The organism is Ruminococcus sp. AF31-8BH (assembly GCF_003460605.1).
GTDB lineage: Bacteria > Bacillota > Clostridia > Lachnospirales > Lachnospiraceae > Blautia_A > Blautia_A acetigignens.
The window spans coordinates 157098-176855 of sequence record NZ_QTVN01000001.1; the positions used below are offsets into that span (position 1 = coordinate 157098).

Annotated in this window: 15 protein-coding genes and 1 pseudogene; 4 read left to right on the forward strand and 12 right to left on the reverse strand. The window is 46.1% G+C overall.

All coding sequences use genetic code 11. The features are described 5' to 3' along the window. Positions 1–168 precede the first annotated feature (168 nt). On the reverse strand, positions 169–2940 hold the full coding sequence (locus DWZ38_RS00670; protein ID WP_117849415.1) for a glycoside hydrolase family 3 N-terminal domain-containing protein: 2772 nt from the start codon (positions 2938–2940) through the stop codon (positions 169–171). A gap of 383 nt (positions 2941–3323) precedes the next feature. On the opposite strand from DWZ38_RS00670, the gene DWZ38_RS00675 reads away from it, so the two are divergent. Both DWZ38_RS00675 and DWZ38_RS00680 read left to right on the forward strand, forming a co-directional pair. Next, on the forward strand, positions 3324–4028 hold the full coding sequence (locus DWZ38_RS00675) for a LytTR family DNA-binding domain-containing protein (RefSeq protein WP_117849416.1): 705 nt from the start codon (positions 3324–3326) through the stop codon (positions 4026–4028). A gap of 1 nt (position 4029) precedes the next feature. Further along, the gene (locus DWZ38_RS00680; protein ID WP_117849417.1) at positions 4030–5484 is read left to right on the forward strand and encodes a sensor histidine kinase; all 1455 of its coding nucleotides are present in this window, start codon (positions 4030–4032) and stop codon (positions 5482–5484) included. A 161-nt stretch (positions 5485–5645) separates the two neighbouring features. On the opposite strand, the gene DWZ38_RS00685 is transcribed toward DWZ38_RS00680, so the two are convergent. The 10 genes and pseudogenes from DWZ38_RS00685 to DWZ38_RS00725 all read right to left on the reverse strand — a co-directional run bounded on the left by DWZ38_RS00685 (position 5646) and on the right by DWZ38_RS00725 (position 15209). Beyond that, positions 5646–6092, reverse strand: coding sequence for a DUF1934 domain-containing protein (locus DWZ38_RS00685; protein WP_021925187.1), 447 nt, complete (start codon positions 6090–6092; stop codon positions 5646–5648). 118 nt (positions 6093–6210) lie between these two features. After that, positions 6211–7032, reverse strand: a complete 822-nt coding sequence (gene murI / locus DWZ38_RS00690) for a glutamate racemase (RefSeq protein ID WP_117849418.1) — start codon at positions 7030–7032, stop codon at positions 6211–6213. A gap of 17 nt (positions 7033–7049) precedes the next feature. Beyond that, positions 7050–7202: pseudogene (locus DWZ38_RS23235) on the reverse strand (DUF6783 domain-containing protein); the annotation flags it as partial. 84 nt (positions 7203–7286) lie between these two features. Continuing rightward, the gene (locus DWZ38_RS22005; protein ID WP_178105240.1) at positions 7287–7517 is read right to left on the reverse strand and encodes a hypothetical protein; all 231 of its coding nucleotides are present in this window, start codon (positions 7515–7517) and stop codon (positions 7287–7289) included. A gap of 123 nt (positions 7518–7640) precedes the next feature. Beyond that, positions 7641–9584: a GerAB/ArcD/ProY family transporter gene (locus DWZ38_RS00700; protein WP_117849420.1), complete on the reverse strand. Its 1944-nt coding sequence runs from the start codon at positions 9582–9584 to the stop codon at positions 7641–7643. Further along, on the reverse strand, positions 9581–11236 hold the full coding sequence (locus DWZ38_RS00705; protein WP_178105241.1) for a spore germination protein: 1656 nt from the start codon (positions 11234–11236) through the stop codon (positions 9581–9583). Before DWZ38_RS00705 ends, DWZ38_RS00700 begins: the two co-directional genes overlap by 4 nt. A gap of 242 nt (positions 11237–11478) precedes the next feature. Beyond that, positions 11479–12153 carry a GntR family transcriptional regulator gene (locus DWZ38_RS00710; protein WP_021925183.1) on the reverse strand — a complete coding sequence of 225 codons (675 nt, stop codon included), beginning with the start codon at positions 12151–12153 and terminating at the stop codon, positions 11479–11481. Positions 12154–12165: 12 nt separating this feature from the next. Then, positions 12166–13020, reverse strand: a complete 855-nt coding sequence (ispE, locus tag DWZ38_RS00715; protein ID WP_021925182.1) for a 4-(cytidine 5'-diphospho)-2-C-methyl-D-erythritol kinase — start codon at positions 13018–13020, stop codon at positions 12166–12168. A gap of 141 nt (positions 13021–13161) precedes the next feature. Continuing rightward, positions 13162–14718, reverse strand: coding sequence for an SPOCS domain-containing protein (locus tag DWZ38_RS00720; protein WP_117849421.1), 1557 nt, complete (start codon positions 14716–14718; stop codon positions 13162–13164). A gap of 80 nt (positions 14719–14798) precedes the next feature. Further along, positions 14799–15209 (reverse strand): protease complex subunit PrcB family protein, encoded by a 411-nt coding sequence (locus DWZ38_RS00725; RefSeq protein ID WP_021925180.1) that lies wholly within the window; start codon positions 15207–15209, stop codon positions 14799–14801. Between the two features lie 186 nt (positions 15210–15395). Between DWZ38_RS00725 and DWZ38_RS00730 the strand changes: the two genes are divergently transcribed. Further along, complete coding sequence (locus DWZ38_RS00730; RefSeq protein ID WP_117849422.1) at positions 15396–16136, forward strand: lysophospholipid acyltransferase family protein; 741 nt, start codon at positions 15396–15398, stop codon at positions 16134–16136. A 159-nt stretch (positions 16137–16295) separates the two neighbouring features. Here DWZ38_RS00730 and DWZ38_RS00740 read toward each other — a convergent pair whose 3' ends face one another. Beyond that, on the reverse strand, positions 16296–17093 hold the full coding sequence (locus tag DWZ38_RS00740; RefSeq protein WP_117849424.1) for an AraC family ligand binding domain-containing protein: 798 nt from the start codon (positions 17091–17093) through the stop codon (positions 16296–16298). Between the two features lie 251 nt (positions 17094–17344). Between DWZ38_RS00740 and DWZ38_RS00745 the strand changes: the two genes are divergently transcribed. Continuing rightward, a complete protein-coding gene (locus DWZ38_RS00745; protein WP_117849425.1) occupies positions 17345–19756 on the forward strand; it encodes a glycoside hydrolase family 3 protein in 2412 nt (803 codons plus the stop codon). The last annotated feature ends 2 nt before the right edge of the window (positions 19757–19758 follow it).

Consider the following 19758-nt stretch of genomic DNA (forward strand, 5'->3'; position numbering starts at 1 on the left):
GGACTTTACTTCACAAATTGTTGTGTTTTTGCATGAATTGTCTGCGACAGCCAGCCAAACATCTGCTTTTCGTTTAATCTGTTATCTTACGTAAATTTAAAGCCCGGCAAAGATTTCTCTCTGCCGGGCCATACTAAGCATTGACCAAGGCTTAGCTTAATATTTTATTTATTTGTTTGCTGCTTCATATGCAGAGTAGTCAAAGTTCTGTACCTTTGTAAGAGGCTCTGCTGTATATTTAGCTGTACGGTCATCATCGATCTTTCCGGACCAGTTAAGACCAAATGCAAAGTCATAGGTATTTCCTGCTGCATCTGTGTAGCATTCCATATCACGAGGAACATCCTCAAGCTGAGCTTCAACAGCTTCCATGTTTACAGGCTGCTGGAATACAAGGAGACCAGTTGGCTCTGTCTGTCCAAGGATAACTTCTGCTACAATATCCTCACGCTGCTGGTTGTAGTTTACAAGGATTACGTCTGCAAGAGGCTCAACCTCATCCCAAACCATTCCACGCTCCATCTTCATGGAAACGATTACCGGAACATCACCTGCGTTCTCGTTTGCATACTGAAGAGCTTCCAGATCGCCATAGTTCGGAACCTCGTGTGCTGTTACGCCCTTATAAGAACGGTTCTCTTTTGTTCCGTCTTCAAGAGTTTTTCCACCGATAGAAACTTCACGAGCTGTATCAGCTGTGTACTCGCCATACTGAAGGGATGCCGGATACCAAACCTCCTCAACATCGTCAGAAACCGGCTCGCCGCCGAATGCGCCTGACAGATGAGACTCATAGGAAGGAGCATATGCATTTGTCATACCAACAAGTACATAGTCGCAAGCTGCGATCTCGTCTGCTGTTGCACGTGTAAGATCATCTTTTGTATAGGTTGCATTTCCTTCAGCGTCTGCCTCACCGGTAGGATCGCCAAGGGTATCTGTTACAACATTGAAATACTGGCTAAGCTTGTCAATATCCATTCCCGGAGTCCATGTTGGAGTTCCTTCTGTGATACCACGCATCCATGTTGCGCTCCATCCTGTGTTGTATACATATGGTACGTATACGGTTGGTTTCTCAGAAGCAGCACCGTCAGCACTGATTGTTCCGTCGTTTTTAAGCATAACGATGGATTCTCTCTGGCCTTCTTTTGCGAAGTCGCTGGAACCGTCTGTTGTGATGATTGTATCAGCATAAGCTGTATCAACATATGGATTCTCGAATGTGTTAAGGTTCATCATTACAGCAACGAATTTCTCTGTTGCTGCACGCATGATCTCATCAGCTTTGTCCTGGCCGTCACGATCAACAAGAACACCATAAGCTGCTTTTGCTGTATCAACATCGCTGTATCCACCAAGAAGGTTTACACCATTTTCCCAGCTTGTTGCGATACGGTCAGCTTCTTCAAGGTCTTCAGCTCCCCAAACACCAGCGAACTGATATACACCCCAGTCAGTGATCTTAAGGCCTTCGAAGCCTGCCTCATCAAGCATGCCGTTCAGATATGTATTGTAAGCACCGGCCCACTCTCCGCCGTATGGGTTTCCGTCAGCGTCAACGTCAATACCATACTGTGTCATGATACCTGTAGTACCTGTTTTTCCAGGAAGGTTGAATGCACCATCAAAGAATGTGATCAGGTGTGCTTCCAGATTGTTTCCTGGGAATACTGCGTAACGTCCGCCATTTGCATGGTCATCACGTCCGCCTTCTGTGGAACCGTCACCAGAGAAATGCTTTGTGAAGCAGTATACGGACTCATCTCCCCATCCAAGGTCTTCACCGTTCTCATCATATGTGGACTGCATTCCATTGATATATGCTGTGGCAATGTCAAGTGTAAGCTGCGGATCCTCACCGTATGTGCCGCCTGAACGGGACATGATCGGGGAAGCGATATCAACCTGCGGTCCGAGAAGTGCATTCACACCAGCTGCACGATATTCTTTTGCTGTTTCCTGACCGATTTCAGCTGCAAGCTCTGTATCCATTGTGGATGCCAGGGAAAGAGTCTCAACAAGACCGGAAATGTTAGCCGGGTCAATGGAGATCATAGCCGGGATTCCGTAGAAGCTCTGCTCTGCAACTGCCTGAATTGCGTTTGCCCATTTTGCATGAGCAGTTCCGCCCTGTTTAATGTTACGGGTAACGCCGCCGCGTCCGCCCTGCATTAAGTAAGTATAAGAACCATCATCCTCAGCAAGAGGCTCTGTTGTGAAATCGCCCCAGCCACCGTGTGTCAGGACTGCTGCCATTTCCTCGCCCTGCATCTGGTTCACCAGATCAGCTGCACGCTCTTCTGTAGAGAGTCTCCAGTCCTCATATTTATCAAGCTCACCGTTCTGGTTCATATCCTTAAATGCATAGCCATCAGCTTCAAGAAGTTTTACTGCAGAATCAGCTGCCAGACCAAGAGTATCTCCATCTTCGTTCTCAACTTTAATCCAGCCATCTTCTGTAACGGAGATTGTATATTTTGCATCTGCACTTGGAACAATTCCACCAATTGCATCTGTTGCATCAGAAGCTTCCTCAGCCTGTTTGTATGGATCGTCTGCATTTGCAGCCTGCTTATACGGATCATCTGTAGCTGCTTCAGCCTGCTTATATGGATCGTCTGCGGCTGCACCTGCCTGCTTATACGGATCATCTGCGGCTGCACCTGCCTGCTTATATGGATCATCTGCGGCTGCACCTGCCTGCTTATATGGATCATCTGCGGCTGCACCTGCCTGCTTATACGGATCATCTGCGGCTGCATCTGCCTGCTTGTACGGATCATCGTCTGCGGCTGCTGCCTGCTTGTATGGATCATCTGCAGCTGCCTCTGCCTGTTTGTATGGATCATCTGCAGCTGCTACCGGAACTGCTGCTCCGCTTGCTGCCATACTTGCAGTAAGCATTAACGCCATCAAACGTCTGGTTCTCTGTTTCATATTGTTGTCCTCCTTTTTGTAAGAACTTAACTTTGTTCCTCGCTGTAATAAGAATATAGCACAAATCATTTCATTCTTTGCTTTACTTGCATAAATTGTTGTTTTTTTGCATTAATTGTTAAAAGTCCCGGTTGGTTAGTTATGTCTTTTGTTTATTATGCACATTTGTGTGGTTTGTTTTTTGTGCACTATTTCTAATTTCATTCATTTTGCAATTGTACTATGATGTTAAAAGGGCTGGCTGGTTTTTACCACTTGCACGCCCTGCGTAAACTATATATAATAGGAAAAAGCATGAACATAACATCTGATAAAGAATAACCAGATAACCATTTTTCACTCTGGTTTTATTATATTTATACGAACAGAAAAGGAAAAAATATATGATCAGAATTGCAATTGTGGAAGATGAAGAACAATACGTACAGCAGTTAACGGAATATCTTCAGGAATACCAGAAAAGTTCTAATGAAGAAATTGACATAACCGTATACCGGGATGGAGATGAGATCACTTCCAAATATAAATCTCAGTTTGATATTATTTTGATGGATATCCAAATGAAATTCGTAAACGGCATGACTGCCGCAGAAGAGATCCGCAGCGTTGATTCCAGCGTTGTCATTATCTTTATTACCAATATGACCCAGTATGCAATACAGGGATACAAGGTGGGGGCTATGGACTATATTCTGAAGCCGATCTCCTATTTCGCATTCAAGGAACGCCTCAATCAGGCAATTTCCAAGCTGAAGCACAGAAGCAGCAATTATGTTGTAATTCCTGTGAAGGGCGGAATTATTCGTCTTGATACCTCCGATATCTACTATATCGAAAGCCAGGGACATAATCTGATCTATCACACCTGCACCGGAGTTTACACAGCCTCCGGAACTATGAATGCAGCGGAAGAAGCCCTCACAAGCTATGGATTTTCCCGTGGAAACAAAAGCTATCTGATCAATCTGGCACACGTAGATGGAATCCAGGATAAATGTGCTATGGTAAAGGGCGAGAGCTTACAGCTAAGCCGTCCGCGTCAGAATGCATTTCTCCAGGATCTTACCAAATATTGGGGAGAAAATTAATATGTTACCATTATCCATATCTCCGAATATACCAAGAATTTATACTGCAATTGCAGAATGGCTTTCCTGTATGATCTGTCTCCTGGAAGTTAAGCATCGTGTAAATACCAGGCGCTTCATACTTATTTCTGCAGGCGTCTTATTTTTGCAGTCCATTTTCCTTTATCTTACTCCCGGGCTGGACAATTTACTGTGGATCTTATGTATGGCAGCTGCAGGACTTATGATGTATGCTTTTATTTATCTGTGTGCAGATGTGAACTGGAAGGATGCCGCCTATTACACCATACGCGCTTTTGTAATTGCAGAGTTTGCAGCTTCTTTTGAATGGCAGATTGATCTGTTCTTCCATGAAAGATCTTCACTTACTCCTGTACCGACGGGAAGCAGTATTCTGATCCTGGTTGTTTGCTATGCCATCTTATTTGGAATATGCGAGCGTCTATACCGACGCTACCAGTCAAAAGAACAGTCTCTGAATATTACAGGCAGAGAGCTGGCCTCTTATGCCATCATCGGACTGGCTGTTTTCTGTATGAGCAATTTCGGGTTCGTTGCTCCCGATCTTCCTTTTTATGGAAATTACTCTGACCAGATTTATAACGTAAGAACCCTGGTGGATCTGGGAGGCGTTGCCATTATGTATGCTTACCATGTGCAGCGTATGGATCTTCGCGTGCGTTATGAGCTGGAAAGTGTCCAGAATCTTCTTCACAATCAGTATGCACAGTATAAGCAGGCCCGTGAGGCAGTGGAATTGATCAACTACAAGTATCACGATCTGAAGCATCACATCATTGCCCTGCGTGCAGAGGAAAATATGGACAAGCGCAATGCTTATCTGAATCAAATGGAAGAAGAGCTGAAGAATTACGAGGCACAGAATAAAACCGGAAATAATGTGCTGGATGTTATGCTTACTTTGAAGACACTGTATTGCCAGAAGCATGGTGTTACCATGACCAGCGTTATTGATGGTACACTTTTTGATTTTATGAATGCGATGGATATCAGTTCTATTTTTGGAAATGCGCTGGACAATGCTATAGAATGCGAGCTGAAGATTCCAGATAAAGAGAAAAGGCTGATCCATATTAATGCGCATGCCAGAAAGAACTTCCTGATTATTCTGTTCGATAATTATTATGAAGGGGATATGAAGCTGGGGAACGGGCTTCCGGAAACTACCAAAAAGGATGCGCAATTCCATGGGTATGGACTGAAAAGTGTGCAGTATACTGCTCAGAAATATGGCGGCGCGGTGGATGTGAGCGCCAATGATCATTGGTTTCATTTGAAGATTTTGATTCCAATGCCGGCGCAGACGGAGACGGCGAAGGCGGGTTCGGACGGAGCTACTGAAACAGTGAACACAGTTGCTGCGACTGCAGCCACAGAGACAACGAAAGCTGCTGCAAATACAGCCAGGGAAAAAAATAACAATACTGCAATATAACAATACAGCCAGAAAGCACTTCTATTTTTGAAGAGATTTCTGGCTGTAGTTTTTTGTGAACAAATTTTGCTGCTTGTCTTTCGTCTACTTTGATATCTTTAAGTTTGGTCTGTTTTATTATCTTGAAAACCCCACCTGTGGGAAATTGGCTTCATTATTTCCTACAGCACAAATCCTGCGGCACTTTTGCCTTGTGCGTGAATATCCAGACAACAGTCTGCCACATGCTCCTGGTTTAAATCCAGGGAATAATTCACCTTCATATCAAGGCGGCTGTCGCTCTCTTTCAGTTCCAGATTGGTAGCGGAAATGCCCATTTCCAGGGTTCCAAAAGAAGTCGTGTAGAACGCCATGTTGCGCTTGCCCTGTTCAAATACCATGTGGGTATTTACCTGGCCCTTCTTGCGAACTTCCATTCCTTTCGGGGAAATCTTGATATAATTTACTGTGGGATCTCCGTGATCCTCCAGCATTTCCTCATAACGAAGATAGTGGCTGCCATTGCGGAAATAATACTCTCCCGGAACCACGATCTCAATCGGCTCATCCCCTTCCGGGGCATCCATCATATGTAAACCTTTTACATGAATTAAAACTTCTTTTTCCATGATTTTCTATCCATTTCTTTCTAACAGTGCAATCTGAATTAAATTCAGATTCGTTTTCTTTTGTATAATTACCTAAGCTTCTGCTAATAGTATTGATTCCAGGTTCTACATGTAGCTGTCAATATTTTTCAATATCAATCTTCTGTGTTTTCTCTACATCGAACGGCAGAATTGAGTTCGCAAAACCTTTGAATTTCTCCGCTAAATCGCTTACATAAAAGCGATATGGGAAATCGGACTGGCCCTGGCCTGTACTCTGCATATTCTGCTCCTTCAGAAGCTTTCCAAGCTCAAGAGCTGTCTCATATGCCGGATTCACCAGCTGAACACCCTCCCCCATGATCTGTCCAATAGTGGAACGAAGCAGAGGATAATGGGTACATCCAAGAATCAGTGTATCAATACCCTTTTCCTGAAGCTCTTTCAGATATCTGCTGGCAACCTCCACTGTCACTGGATCGTGTGTCCATCCCTCTTCTACAAGAGGAACAAACAAGGGACAGGGCTTGCCGATTACCGTAATCTCCGGGTCAATCTGCTTCAGAACCTTGGCATGAGTTCCGCTTTCAATGGTGCCCTCTGTGGCAATGACACCTACACGCTTGTTTCTGGTAACCTGCGCAGCTACCTTCGCACCAGCTTCGATCACACCTAAAATAGGAATATCAAATTCTTCCCTTACTGCATCCAAGGCAAACGCACTAGCAGTGTTGCAGGCAACTACAATCGCCTTCACCTGCTGCTCTTCCAGAAAACGGATAATCTGGCGGGAATAGCGAATAACAGTCTCTTTGGATTTGCTTCCATATGGAACACGGGCGGTGTCCCCGAAATATACGATTTTTTCTGACGGAAGATTCCGCATGATCTCGCGGGCAACAGTCAGTCCGCCGATACCGGAATCAAATACGCCTACAGGGGCGTCTCGGTCTATCTTCATTCATCTATCTCCAAATTCTATATTTCTTCCATTCTGTTCCCCCATTTTAACACCAAAGCACCGGGCTTGCAAGTATTTGTAAGCCCGGCACTAAACCATGTTTGTAAAAGCCTTTCTGCAAGATGTGCGTCACAATTTGTGGGAGATTTTGCCTGGATGAGGGCGTCGTAGTGGGCTACGACAACCGAATTCGGGTGAAATATACCGCAAAGTGGGGCGTGCAGATTGCCAGACAAAATTTAGCAATAGCATCATTACTTTACCAGATTCTGGAAAGTCTCCATAATCCAGAAATGAATTCTCGGCTTTGCTGCTTCTTTCTCATTCTCATCTGGATTCTCCATAAAACAGAACTGGGGATAAATGGTTCCCCACCAGGCGAGAAGCTCCGGGCTTTGCTTTTCATTTCCTATCACTGGGAAAATTAGTGAAGCAGACAAAATGGCAACGAATACATGATATTTTATTTTTCTTAAATACAACATAGGAATACCCCGCAAAATAAATTCTGCGATTGCGTTGCTTAGAGCATGTTTGAAAAAAGCTCTAATACCGCAATCGCTTATTAACAGGAGTATTCCCGGGATTCTGTGTCTGTATTCAAACTTTTAAAACACTACTTCCAATTCTTCCCCTTGAATTATCAGATCTGGTAATGCGGGAAGGGCGCCGCGGTCGTACATTTCGTGGTAAAGCTCTCGCAGGGTGACGGCCTGGCTTGGGCTGCCGTCTGGGTTATTTTCCAGAAGTCCCAGAAGGTATTCTCCCAGGGATGTTTCCTGGGGACTGCCCCAGCCTACCGCCTCCGCCGCATTGCTGCTGCGGAAAACATATACATTTTCTCCTATGGTGGGCTCCTGTTTCAGGTATTCCAGCACCTGTTCCCAGCGCCCGCCATCCAGAAGAGACTGCCCCAGTACCAGAATTTCAAGATGTCCCATGTCCAGATATTTCTCCTGGGTGCGGCTGTAAAGCTGCTCTATCTCCTGAAAGGAATCTCCACTAACTGAAGGCGCTGCATTTCCCTGGTCTTCTCCGTTTTTCTCCTGTCCGGTTGCTTTTGGCAAATCGGGCACGCCATAGGTCAGCTGAAATTTTCTATCTTCTATATCCGCGCCAAGAGCCAGCGGATACATCCGCTTCTCCGGCTCCACGCCGCCGCAGCCCGACAACGTAAAAAGCGATATCCCCAATATAATTACAACTACGCTGCACCTTCTTACATAATTACCTAAGTTTAATCCCTCTGCTGCTTTTCTCTGCCGAGCTATGTTAATCGAATTTTTCCCCCATCCTGCTCTATTTCTTTTTTTAAGATTACTGGGCTCTGCTTTTTTCTTCCACCGCTTTTTTCCCATTATAAAAAAGATGATCTGAATAATTAACATCCCTGGTACAAAAATGCAGCCCAAGTACATTTCAAAATAATCACGGATTCTAATGCCGCGAACTTCAGTCACCATGACAACGAAAACCAGCAAACCTATCCACACCCGCCCGGTCCCAAGCCCGGTCTTTTCCACAATTAAATGGCCGTAATGCAGAAAACTTCCCACAGAGAACAAAAGACTGTACAGCAGAAATCCCATCCAAAGTACATCGAACCGCGCCAACACATTTCCTGGCAGGTCCGCGCCTGCAAGCAACGGCAAAATGGGGTAATTTTCATATCGCAGCCGTCCCCAGCCAAAGACTGCCGGCAGAAGCAGCTCCGCGAGAATCAGCAGTACCCCCAGCGTAACCACCGCCAGGGCCACCGTTTTTCCGATGCTGCCCACATATCGAATCTCGCTCCGGTAACTTATATTTTTTTTCTCTCTTGCAGCCTTCTCATTTTCTGCTCTGTCCACTTCTCTCGCAGCCTTGCCTTCTTCTATAACATTTAAATTTCTCGTTTCTCTTACAATCCTTACATTTTCCGTGCTCTTCTTCCTGTCTACATGCTCCAGCAAAAATGGCAAAAGTCCCAGTCCGGAAAATGCACAGATCACATAATATCCGCTCTGCAAAATTCTTCTCCCGGAAAATTCAGAGTTCCACAGCATTTCCTGGAAATACTCCCATCTTCCCTGTCCGGCTGACAAAAGCAGCATCAGCACAACCGCCACAAGCACCAGTCCGCCTGATACCTCTCCAATCCGCCCTCTGCGCTGGATTCCCCGGTGAGTACCAAGACTGCACACGATCAGCGCAATCACACACAGCCACACTCTCTGCACTCCCGTACCAAGACTTACGGATACAATCTCTCCCAGAAGATCCAGCAGAAACGCCGCTCCCAAAATGCAGTAAACAAGATAAAAAATCCCCATCAGCCGCCCCAAAATTTTCCCCGCAGTTTTACACGGATTGGCGAAAGCATAGCCCAGCCGAATAAGAAAAATTACATAAAACAAAAATACCGCAACCGCCAGCAAAGTTCCAGTCAATCCGCTAAGGCCCTGATTCCGCCTCCCACGGAAAAGGCAAAGCAAAAATGGCGCAATGAAGGCGATCACGATCTGCCGATAAAGCTGCCGCTGTGAAATCCGGTTATTCTCTGCAAATTTCATTCACTCTCGCCTCCGTTCTTACCAACCTTGCTTCTTTCTTTCGGATCTTTTTGACTTCCCGAATTATGTGTTTCCTCTACTTCATTCTTTCGTAGCTTTTCTTTTTCCCAATTTCCAGAACCTTCTTCTGACTCATTCTGTCCCTCTTCTTCCTTCGCAGATCTCGTCCTCCGCAGCCGCACACTTTCATCCTCTTTGGCATACATCGGCCTTTTCCACCTTTTCCGAAAAGGCACCCTCAGGATTCCTGTTCCCGTCCCGTTTTCCCTCTTATATTTCACAAAGGGAACCAGATAGGGCACCCCGAAGCTGAGAAGTCCCGCCAGATGAGACACTGTCAGATACACCCCGATCACAATTCCAAAAATCCCCAGATATCCCCCCAGGAACAAAAAGAAATATTTCAAAAGCCGAAAAGCCGACGCAAACTCCTCATTTGGAATCGCCAGCGAGCCAAGAGCTGTGATTGCCACCACCATAACCACAATGGGGCTGACCAGATTTGCCTCCACAGCTGCAGATCCCACGATCAGGCCGCCTACAATTCCCATTGCATTTCCCAGTGCTCCCGGAATCCGCACTCCCGCTTCCCGGATCAGCTCAAAGGACAATTCCAGAAGTACCAGCTCCGCAATACTGGAAAAAGGCACCCCTTCCCTGGCCTGGGCAAAAGACAGAATCATATTCGTAGGCAAAATCTGTGTGTGAAACCGGATCACCGCCAGATAAAGCCCGGGAAGCAAGGTTGCCGCCGCCAGTGCCACATACCGCAGTGCCCGGAGAAAGGACGCCATCTCAAACCGATTGTACCAGTCCTCACTGCTTTCCATAAAACTGTTAAATACGCCCGGAAGAACCAGCGCAGAAGGCGAGTTGTCACACAACAGCACCACTTTTCCATTCAGGATTTCCTTGGATGCCCGGTCCGGCCGCTCCGTAGTCTGATACTGGGGAAAAGGGGAAAACCAGGAATCCTCTGTCAGCTGTTCCAGCATTCCGCTATCCAGAATCCCGTCAATCCGAAATGCTTCCAGCCGTTCCTTCACCTGCTCCAGAAATTCCTCCCGCACCAGATCTTCCATATAAACCATCTGCACCAATGTATGGGAACGTTCCCCTATATAAAATTCCACCACCTTCAATCGGGTATCCCGAAGACGTTTCCGAATCAGGGCGGAATTGGTTTTCACGGAATCGGAAAAGCCCTCTTTGGAACCACGAAGCACCTTTTCCATTTCCACTTCCGTAACACCCATGCTGGGGTATCCGGCGCTGGAAATTTTCATTGCCTGGTCAAAGCCATCCATAAAGAACACAGCATCTCCAGAAAGTACCCCGGTGAACACCTGCTCCATATCCGTCAGCTTTTTCACATCTGCAATTCCCAGACTGTTATATTCCACAAATTCCTGAATCTGCTCTGGCGAAATCTCCCAGAAATGCCCGATCATTTTTCCAAGTGCCGAGTCTTCCAGCATCATATTGGAGGTAGCCACTTCAATATAAACCATCAGACAGTCCACCTTGCGCTCCTCGCCGAGGCGCATCCGCCTGATCTGAATATCCCCACAGTCCTGCAGGCGCTCCCTTACATGCTTCTCATTTACACGAATGTCCTTTGAAATCATAACAATACTATCATTTTTGCTCATTTAAATCACCATATATAATTTCATAGTACACTGAAAATTAAGTATCTGTCATATTGACACAGGACGATTTTTTCATATACAAGATAAACTAAGAATGTGTTACAGCGACTACGACAATCTACATAGCCGTAATATATGGATATCCTGCAAGTCATTATGGTAATTTCCTAATATTTGCTGTACTACAATAAAAAAAAGACACCAGGTATCTCTCCCAGTGTCTCCCAATTCTAAAATTCTATTCATTCTTCCGCTCTGATTGCCTGGATGATTCCCATCCTCTGGTTCTCCAGGTGCTCGAAGGACAACTCCTGCGCCTTCTTCACATCCCGGTTGCGGATTGCATCGGTAATCTCCTCATGCTCCTTCACCAGACGGTTTCTCGCCTCATCTTCTTTTAGATACTCCACACGGTACCGATAAATCTGCTCTCTCAGATTATTCAGCACCTGCATCAGACGCTTATTATCTGCTGCCCGGTAAATAGCCTCGTGGAAATTCACATCCGCTTCGGCCATCTTCACCAGATCACCTTCGGCTGTGCTCTTCTGGAAATCCTGTGCTGCCAGTTCCAGTTCCCGCACATCCTCGTCTGTCATATTGGCGCAGGCCTTCTCAATAGCCATATTTTCCAGAGTGATTCTTACCTCCAGAACATCGTTCAGATCCTTCTCCGTAATGTTGGCAACCTGGGCACCTCTTCTTGGGATCATCACCACCAGGCCCTCAAGCTCCAGCTTACGCATGGCCTCACGGATGGGAGTTCTGCTCACTCCTAACTTCTCCGCAAGGGCAATCTCCATCAGTCTCTCGCCCGGCTTCAGCTCCCCTTTCAGGATTGCCTGGCGAAGTGTGTTAAAAACAACCTCGCGCAATGGAAGATACTCATCCATATGCACTGTGAAATCACTTGTCATTCGTATTTCCTCCTAAAAGACTTCCGTCGCAAAAACAGTCTTAGCCAGCTTGCTTTCCCTAAGTACTGCTGCCGCCTGTTCCATCTTCTCTCTGCTGTCAAAAATTCCAAAAACGGTAGGGCCGCTTCCGCTCATCATTGCCTTGCGGGCTCCGTGATTCTCCATCAGATCCTTGATTTCCTGAATAACCGGATACTTCCCGATGATTCCCGGCTCAAATACATTTCCCATTCTGGAAATCATTCCATCCAGATCACCTTCACGGATGGCAGTTACCATCCCGTCAATATCCGGATGCACTACGGCAGGATCATCTAGCTTCAGATTCTCGTAAGCTGTTTTAGTGGAAACATTTACTCCTGGCTTGCCTACCAGGACATAACACTGAGGAACTCTTGGAAGCCTGGTCAGCTTCTCACCGATTCCCTCTGCAAGAGCAGTTCCCCGCATTACGCAGTATGGCACATCTGCTCCTACCTTCACAGCGCGCTTCATCAGATCTTCCTCAGAAAGGCCGAGACCAAAAATCCGGTTCACTCCCACGAAAGCTGCTGCCGCATCAGAGCTTCCCCCAGCCATACCGGCTGCCACCGGAATGAATTTCTCCAGATTCATCGTCAGTCCCTCTTCAATATGAAATTCATCCATCAGCATTTTGGCGGCTTTATAGACAAGATTCCTTTCATCTGTGGGAACATACGGGATATTGGTGGTAAGCGTAATTCCCGGCTCTGCCTTTTTCTCAATTTCAAGCACATCATACATCTGTATGGTCTGCATGATCATGCGGACTTCATGGTAGCCGTCAGCGCGCTTCCCAACTACATCAAGTCCAAGATTTATTTTTGCAAGTGCACGTAATCGCATAATTCCCCTCCGCTTTTGTACTTTGTATACAATCTCTTACTTTTCTTATTGTAAAATATTTTTGTATTTTTTTCAATACATATGCGGAGGATTTTTGTTGGGGAAATTTATCATTACGCTCTGAAACGTTTGAAAAACAGGCTATCCTTCCACTTTTTTCACCAGCAGAAGCGGCATTCCCGGTGTTACCTGGTCGCTTTCCAGCTCGTTTAATGTGCAGATTTCCTCCACCGTTGTATAAAAATGCTTTGCAATATCCCACATAGTGTCCCCGCTTTTTACCACATAAACCGTGATTCCAGGCATTGCCTGGATTTTCTGCATGTCAAGGGGCTGCTCCTCTACCTTGCTGATGATCATCCTCTTTTCACACTGAAGCACCAGCACATTCAGGCTGATCACGGCTTTCACTTCGATTTCATTGCTGTCGATCATGGAGGTGGACAGCTGCTCCAGATCTGCCTGCAGGAAAAAGGTGCTGTCCTCAGTGATTCCGTTTGCCTCTATCACATGGGAAAATGGCAGCATGCCGTCAACGGAATAGAATGGCATCTCATCATTTCCTGTGATGTAAAGTATTTTCAGGAATACCACGCCTTCCGCCTGGATTCCATTTTCCACCACCTTTGTCTTTTCCACTTTGACTCTGCCCTGGCTGTGGCAGATCTGCAGGATTTTTCCTTGGCTCTCCTTCAGCTCGATCCGGTCAGAAACACGGCACTTGGAATCATTTCGCACCAGCAGGCTTTCCAGGCATTCCTCTTTTCCCTGTAAAATACACTCCTTCAGCGGAGAATATACGTCCAGGACCAGGTCGTGCTCTTCTTCCCGGTAAAGCTTCATATCCAGTTCCAGAACCACATCTACAGAAAGAACCCGCTCTTCCCCATCTGCGTCCGGCTTCACCTCTATGCTCTGGTGCATAACGGAAGCCGCAATGTTGGGAATCATGTCAGCCGTGCAGCCTGTGCAGTCCAGCTCTGTGTTAAATGGCAGCACATACTCTGCCCACTGAAGGGGATTTTCCTCATCCTCGCCGGAATAGAGGACGAAAACTGCCAGCTCACCCCTGGCTTTTATCATGTTGTCTTCCAGTCTCAGGTCAAGCCCGCGCACCTCAATGGTGTTCCACAAAAGCATATCGATATTAGGCTTGTTTGAAGCCAGGGTCACCTCATCCTTGATGCGCAAGGTATCCTTTTTATGTACCATCAGGCTCATCAGCTGTACCTTTTTCTTTTTCACGGAAATGCCATCCTCACTGATTTCTACCGGAAGCTGGATGCCTGTCATCTCATCTACCACTGCGTAAAAGGTGACGATTGCCTTGATATTCAGTTTTCTGGAATGGATCATGTGCACGCTGAGATCTTCAATTTCCCACTTCAGGCACATTTTGTCACCGCCTGCAATTCCTTCCAGATTCAGGGTCTCATCAAAGGGAAGCTTTGCCGCCAGGCTGCAGACTTTCTGGTCCTCTTCCCCCACATAGAGCACATCCGCGTTCAGGTTTCCGCTGATAAAAGCCTTGCCTTCGCTAAGGCGCACCTCGTCCATTACAATATCGCCTTTGCTTTGGATCAGCCTTCCCATATCCGGCTTTGCGTCCGGCACATTGTAATCCGCGTCAAAGGTTACCTGGCTGGTTGCCCGGCTTTTTACATGAAGCATCTGTACACTTTCTTTTCTTAATTCCACTACTCTCCACTCCTTTTGATTGATTAAAATTTCCCATATAAACTTTTGCGATCTGTCAAAAAGCCTCCCCAGGATATCTTCTACTCAAAAATCACAGGTTCCTTCCTGTAAGCCATCTTTACCACAATATAAGGATAAGACGGCGGACTTAAGGTAATTTTGGTATCTGACGGTCCGATTAGTTTTGTTTTGAAAAATATGGCCTGGGAGGTCACACCCAGTTCTTCCACCTGGATGCTGTAGCCTCCGCTCATCTGCTGTCCATAGCCTTTTATCAGAAACAGCTCCTTTTCGCTTTGATAGGTCATCTGAAATTCTTTTCCCTTCTTTTCCTCAATCAGGGCCGTCAGTTCTGCGGGCAGATTTTCCTGTTTTACAATGGAATATTCCAGAGGCTTTCGCGGCTCTTCCTCGATCTTAATAAAACGGCATCCTCCAAGAAAAAGCAGCGACCATAGAATCAGCCCCAGAACTGCTGCTGTTTTTTTCATCCGGTCACCTCAGTCTCCCCTGTTACTGCTTTGTTGCTCACAGCAACCTCCATTTATTTTATTCTATGTGGAATAAAAAAGATTTATTGCAAGAATTTTTCAAATTACATATAATAGACGTAAACACCGTGCAGCAGAGCGTGCTCTAAAAGGCTCTGGCACAGAATACAGAAAGGGAAATATCATATGATTCGTTTTATTTTATGCGTGATCGTCGTGGTTGGATTCCTGATTTTATCCATTCCGATTCTTCTTGTAGAATGGATTATCGGCAAGTTCAATCCCATGGCGAAAGAGATCAGTTCTCTTCGGATCGTTCAGGCGGTCTTTCGGTTCATCCTGTGGGTAGCCGGGGTGAAGCTTACGGTCATTGGGGAAGAAAATGTGCCAACGGACACTCCGGTTCTTTACATTGGAAATCATCGAAGCTTTTTCGATGTACCAATTACTTACCCCCGCTGTCCCATCCGCACAGGCTACATAGCCAAGAAAGAGATGGAAAAGGTGCCGTTGCTTTCCACATGGATGAAGCGTCTCCACTGCCTGTTCCTTGACCGCAAGGATATTAAGCAGGGACTAAAGACTATTCTCGCGGCTATTGAGAAGGTGAAATCCGACATTTCCATCTGCATTTTCCCAGAAGGTACCCGCAGCAAAAATGAGGATGAGCTGGACATGCTTCCGTTCCATGAGGGCAGCTTCAAGATTGCCACCAAGACAAACTGTCCGATTATCCCAATGGCCATCAGCGGTTCCGCCGACATCTGGGAAAGCCATTTCCCAAGGATCAAGAAGACCCATGTCATTCTTGAATACGGCAAACCAATCTACGTAGACCAGCTGGAAAAAGAGGACAAAAAGCACCTGGGCGCTTACACCCAGAATATTATTCACGAAATGCTGGTAAAAAACAGGGCGCAGTTATAACGCCCTGTTTTTTCGTCTCACCGCTTTCGGTGACTGGCCGTAGCGGTCTTTAAATTTCAGCAGAAACCCTTTGTAGTTGGTGATTCCGTTTTTGTCCAGGAGGAATGTGATGTTTTCGTCAGTTTCCAGGAGATCATTATAGAAATGTTCCATGCGGATCTAGTTTACATAAGCAAGGAAGGTCTGTCCAGTGTATTTGCGGAAAAGACGGCAGAAATGTTCGGGGGTAATGGATAAAAGTCCTGCCGCATCTGCCAGGGAAATAGTTTCGCCGTAATGTGCCTGCACATACTCCATGCACAGCTTCATCCGCTCCAGATCCCGCAATGCCCCGTGACTGCCGGAAGCCTCTTCCTCTGTTCGGATTCCTTCTGTGTAAAGAAGAAACAGCAGGCGATAAACAGCAGCCAGAACCAGCAGATGATAGCCCTCCTTTTTTTCCTGGTAAAGTCCGTCTATCTCGTGGAAGATTTCTGCCATCTTAAAATTCAAACTCGCTCTTGCCATGTCTCTATGTTTCTCACCATCCGCAGAATCTTCCGGTATTAATTTCTGACCGTCTTCCATCCTCAGTTCCTGAAAAGATTCCCTCTCCTTCTCCAGGTTATGCTCATTTATACTTCGATCTCCCGGTATAAACTCCTGAAATTTCAGCGAATTCCACCTGGGGGAAACTCGCTCCAGATGAACAGGCGGGATTTGAAGGAGAAAATACCTGGCATCCTCATGGGTATAAGTGTAATGAATATCATTGGAATTCACCAGAAAGATGTCCCCTTTTTTCAGTTCATAGCTCACATCATTAATAGATGCCGTAATCGCCCCGCCTGTCACGTAAACAATTTCCAGGTGTTCGTGCCAGTGAGCCGGCAGAAGCTGATCCCAGGTATTTACAAATGTAAAATGAAGTTTTCCAGGATGATCGTCCAGCACGTTTTCATATTCCGCGTTCATCATTTCACCGTCTTTTCCACAGCGTGTTTAAAAATTTTCTGTTCACTTTGCTAAAGTCAAAATACACCCTCTACTTTCAAATAAACTATACAATATTTCCTGTAAAATATCAAGAAAGCCCTACAAAAGAAGCAATAAACCATCTAGCACATACAACTATTTTCCAGTACAATAATCCTACAAAATACAAAACTGCCAGACAAACGTTTAAAAATTGCATAAAAAATATTTTATCCCAAGGAGGACACCTCAAAATGAACAAATGGACCCGAGTTAAATTTCAGCCAAACCTTCCATTAAAAGAAAGCGGCCGCGTAACCGCAAGCAAAGAACACATCCAGCTTTCCAAAGAAGCAGCCAAGGAAGGTATGGTTCTTCTGAAAAATGAAAATCACCTTCTCCCGTTAGCAGAAGGCACCCGCATCGCACTTTTCGGCAAGGGAAGCTTCGACTATGTAAAAGGCGGCGGAGGAAGCGGCGACGTTATGGTTTCCTATGTACACAATCTATATGATGGACTGAAAATGCAGGAAAATGCCGTACAGATTTATGAACCATTATCTGCATTTTACAAGACAGACATCCAGCACCAGTATGAAAAAGGTGCAGTTCCCGGAATGACTGTAGAACCGGAGCTGACAGCGGAGCTTGCTGACGGTGCCAAAGCCTTTGCGGATGTCGCCCTGGTTGTAATCAGCCGTTTTTCCGGCGAAGGCTGGGATCGTTCCAGCGTTGAGTGCAGCAACGAATTCAATCCCTGGGAAACGGAAACCTCTATGCCGAAAATTTCTGCTGAAGTTTTCCCTGATGGAGATTTCTATCTGACTGCCCGTGAAAAAGCAATGCTTGCTATGGTAAAGGAGCGCTTCGAAAACATCGCTGTTGTTCTCAATATCGGCGGCATCATCGATCTTTCCTGGATAAAAAACGATGACCAGATTGGTGCTGCTCTTCTTGGATGGCAGGGCGGCATGGAAGGCGGACTTGCCATGGCAGAGCTTCTTACAGGAAAAGACAGTCCATCCGGCAAGCTGGTTGATACCTTCGCAGCATCTGCTGACGATTATCCATCCACCGCAAACTTCCACGAATCCTTTGATTATGTAAACTATACAGAAGACATCTACGTAGGCTACCGCTATTTTGAAACCATTCCAGGCGTACAGGAGAAAGTCGTTTATCCATTTGGCTACGGACTTTCCTATACCACCTTTGCACTGGACACCACCGCAATGTGGGAAACAAAAGACCATATTTTTGCAGAGATTCAGGTAACCAACACAGGTGATATGGCTGGCAAAGAGGTTGTACAGCTTTATTTTGAGGCACCTCAAGGACTTCTGAAAAAACCATCCCGCCAGTTGGCCACCTTTGCCAAAACCCGTCTTCTTCAGCCAGGTGAAACGCAGCTGATCCGCCTTTCATTTGCCAAAGCAGACATGGCTTCCTATGATGATCTTGGAAAAATCCAGAAATCTGCATACATTCTGGAAAAGGGTACCTACAAATTCTTTATTGGAACATCGGTGAGAAACACAGAAGAGGGCATCCAGACCATGGAGCTTTCCCACAATATTATCACCAGACAGCTTACTGCCCATATGGTTCCAAGCAGTCTGAAAGAGCGCATGCTTTCTGATGGAACCTTTGAGGCACTTCCGCAAACCCAATGCAATGACATGAACCAGTGTGTATTTGAAAAAATGATTCCCGGAACCGAAGAGGGAATTACCCCCGGCATACGTGGCTGTGCACATGGTGCTCTTTTTGATAACTATGGCAAAAAACAGTTTATTGATGTGGCAGAAGGCAAGCTTTCCCTGGATGATTTTATGGAACAGTTAAGTGATGATGACCTGATTCATCTTCTTGGCGGCCAGCCCAATATGGGCGTTGCAAATACCTTCGGCTTCGGCAATCTTCCGGATTACGGAGTTCCGTCTATTATGACTGCTGACGGACCTGCCGGACTTCGTATCAGCGGCGACTGCGTCATCAACACAACTGCATGGCCTTGCGCGACCCTTCTTGCATGCACCTGGAATCCTGCACTTGTACAGCAGGTCGGACAGGCTGGTGCAAAAGAAGTGAAAGAAAACAATATCGCCGTATGGCTGACTCCTGCAGTAAATATTCACAGAAATCCTCTGTGCGGAAGAAATTTCGAGTACTATTCCGAGGATCCGCTTATTGCCGGAAAAATGGGCGCAGCAATGGTAAAGGGTATCCAGTCCCAGCATATCGGTGCTTCTGTAAAGCATTTTGCAGCGAACAACAAAGAAACAAACAGAAAGCACTGCGATTCCCGTGTTTCCGAAAGAGCTCTCCGCGAAATCTACCTGAAAGGCTTCGAAATCATAGTAAAAGAATCACAGCCATGGACCATTATGTCCTCTTATAATGCCATAAACGGACATCGCGCCTCCGAGAACCATGAGCTTCTGGAAGACATCCTAAGAGGCGAATGGGGCTTTGAAGGTATGGTTACCACAGACTGGTGGACCAGGGGAGAGCACTATAAGGAAATCAAAGCCGGAAACGATGTAAAAATGGGAACCGGATTTCCGGAACGTGTAAAAAAAGCTATGGAAATGGGACAGCTTGGACGTGCTGAGCTAAAGCACTGCGCAAGACGTGTTTTGGAGCTGATTCTGAAAATTGACTGATA

Coding starts and splice junctions, on each gene's coding strand:
- DWZ38_RS00670 (WP_117849415.1), bottom strand. CDS start 2,940: ATGAAACAGAGAACCAGACGTTTGATGGCGTTAATGCTTACTGCAAGT.
- DWZ38_RS00675 (WP_117849416.1), top strand. CDS start 3,324: ATGATCAGAATTGCAATTGTGGAAGATGAAGAACAATACGTACAGCAG.
- DWZ38_RS00680 (WP_117849417.1), top strand. CDS start 4,030: ATGTTACCATTATCCATATCTCCGAATATACCAAGAATTTATACTGCA.
- DWZ38_RS00685 (WP_021925187.1), bottom strand. CDS start 6,092: ATGGAAAAAGAAGTTTTAATTCATGTAAAAGGTTTACATATGATGGAT.
- murI (WP_117849418.1), bottom strand. CDS start 7,032: ATGAAGATAGACCGAGACGCCCCTGTAGGCGTATTTGATTCCGGTATC.
- DWZ38_RS22005 (WP_178105240.1), bottom strand. CDS start 7,517: ATGTTGTATTTAAGAAAAATAAAATATCATGTATTCGTTGCCATTTTG.
- DWZ38_RS00700 (WP_117849420.1), bottom strand. CDS start 9,584: ATGAAATTTGCAGAGAATAACCGGATTTCACAGCGGCAGCTTTATCGG.
- DWZ38_RS00705 (WP_178105241.1), bottom strand. CDS start 11,236: ATGAGCAAAAATGATAGTATTGTTATGATTTCAAAGGACATTCGTGTA.
- DWZ38_RS00710 (WP_021925183.1), bottom strand. CDS start 12,153: ATGACAAGTGATTTCACAGTGCATATGGATGAGTATCTTCCATTGCGC.
- ispE (WP_021925182.1), bottom strand. CDS start 13,020: ATGCGATTACGTGCACTTGCAAAAATAAATCTTGGACTTGATGTAGTT.
- DWZ38_RS00725 (WP_021925180.1), bottom strand. CDS start 15,209: ATGAAAAAAACAGCAGCAGTTCTGGGGCTGATTCTATGGTCGCTGCTT.
- DWZ38_RS00730 (WP_117849422.1), top strand. CDS start 15,396: ATGATTCGTTTTATTTTATGCGTGATCGTCGTGGTTGGATTCCTGATT.
- DWZ38_RS00740 (WP_117849424.1), bottom strand. CDS start 17,093: ATGATGAACGCGGAATATGAAAACGTGCTGGACGATCATCCTGGAAAA.
- DWZ38_RS00745 (WP_117849425.1), top strand. CDS start 17,345: ATGAACAAATGGACCCGAGTTAAATTTCAGCCAAACCTTCCATTAAAA.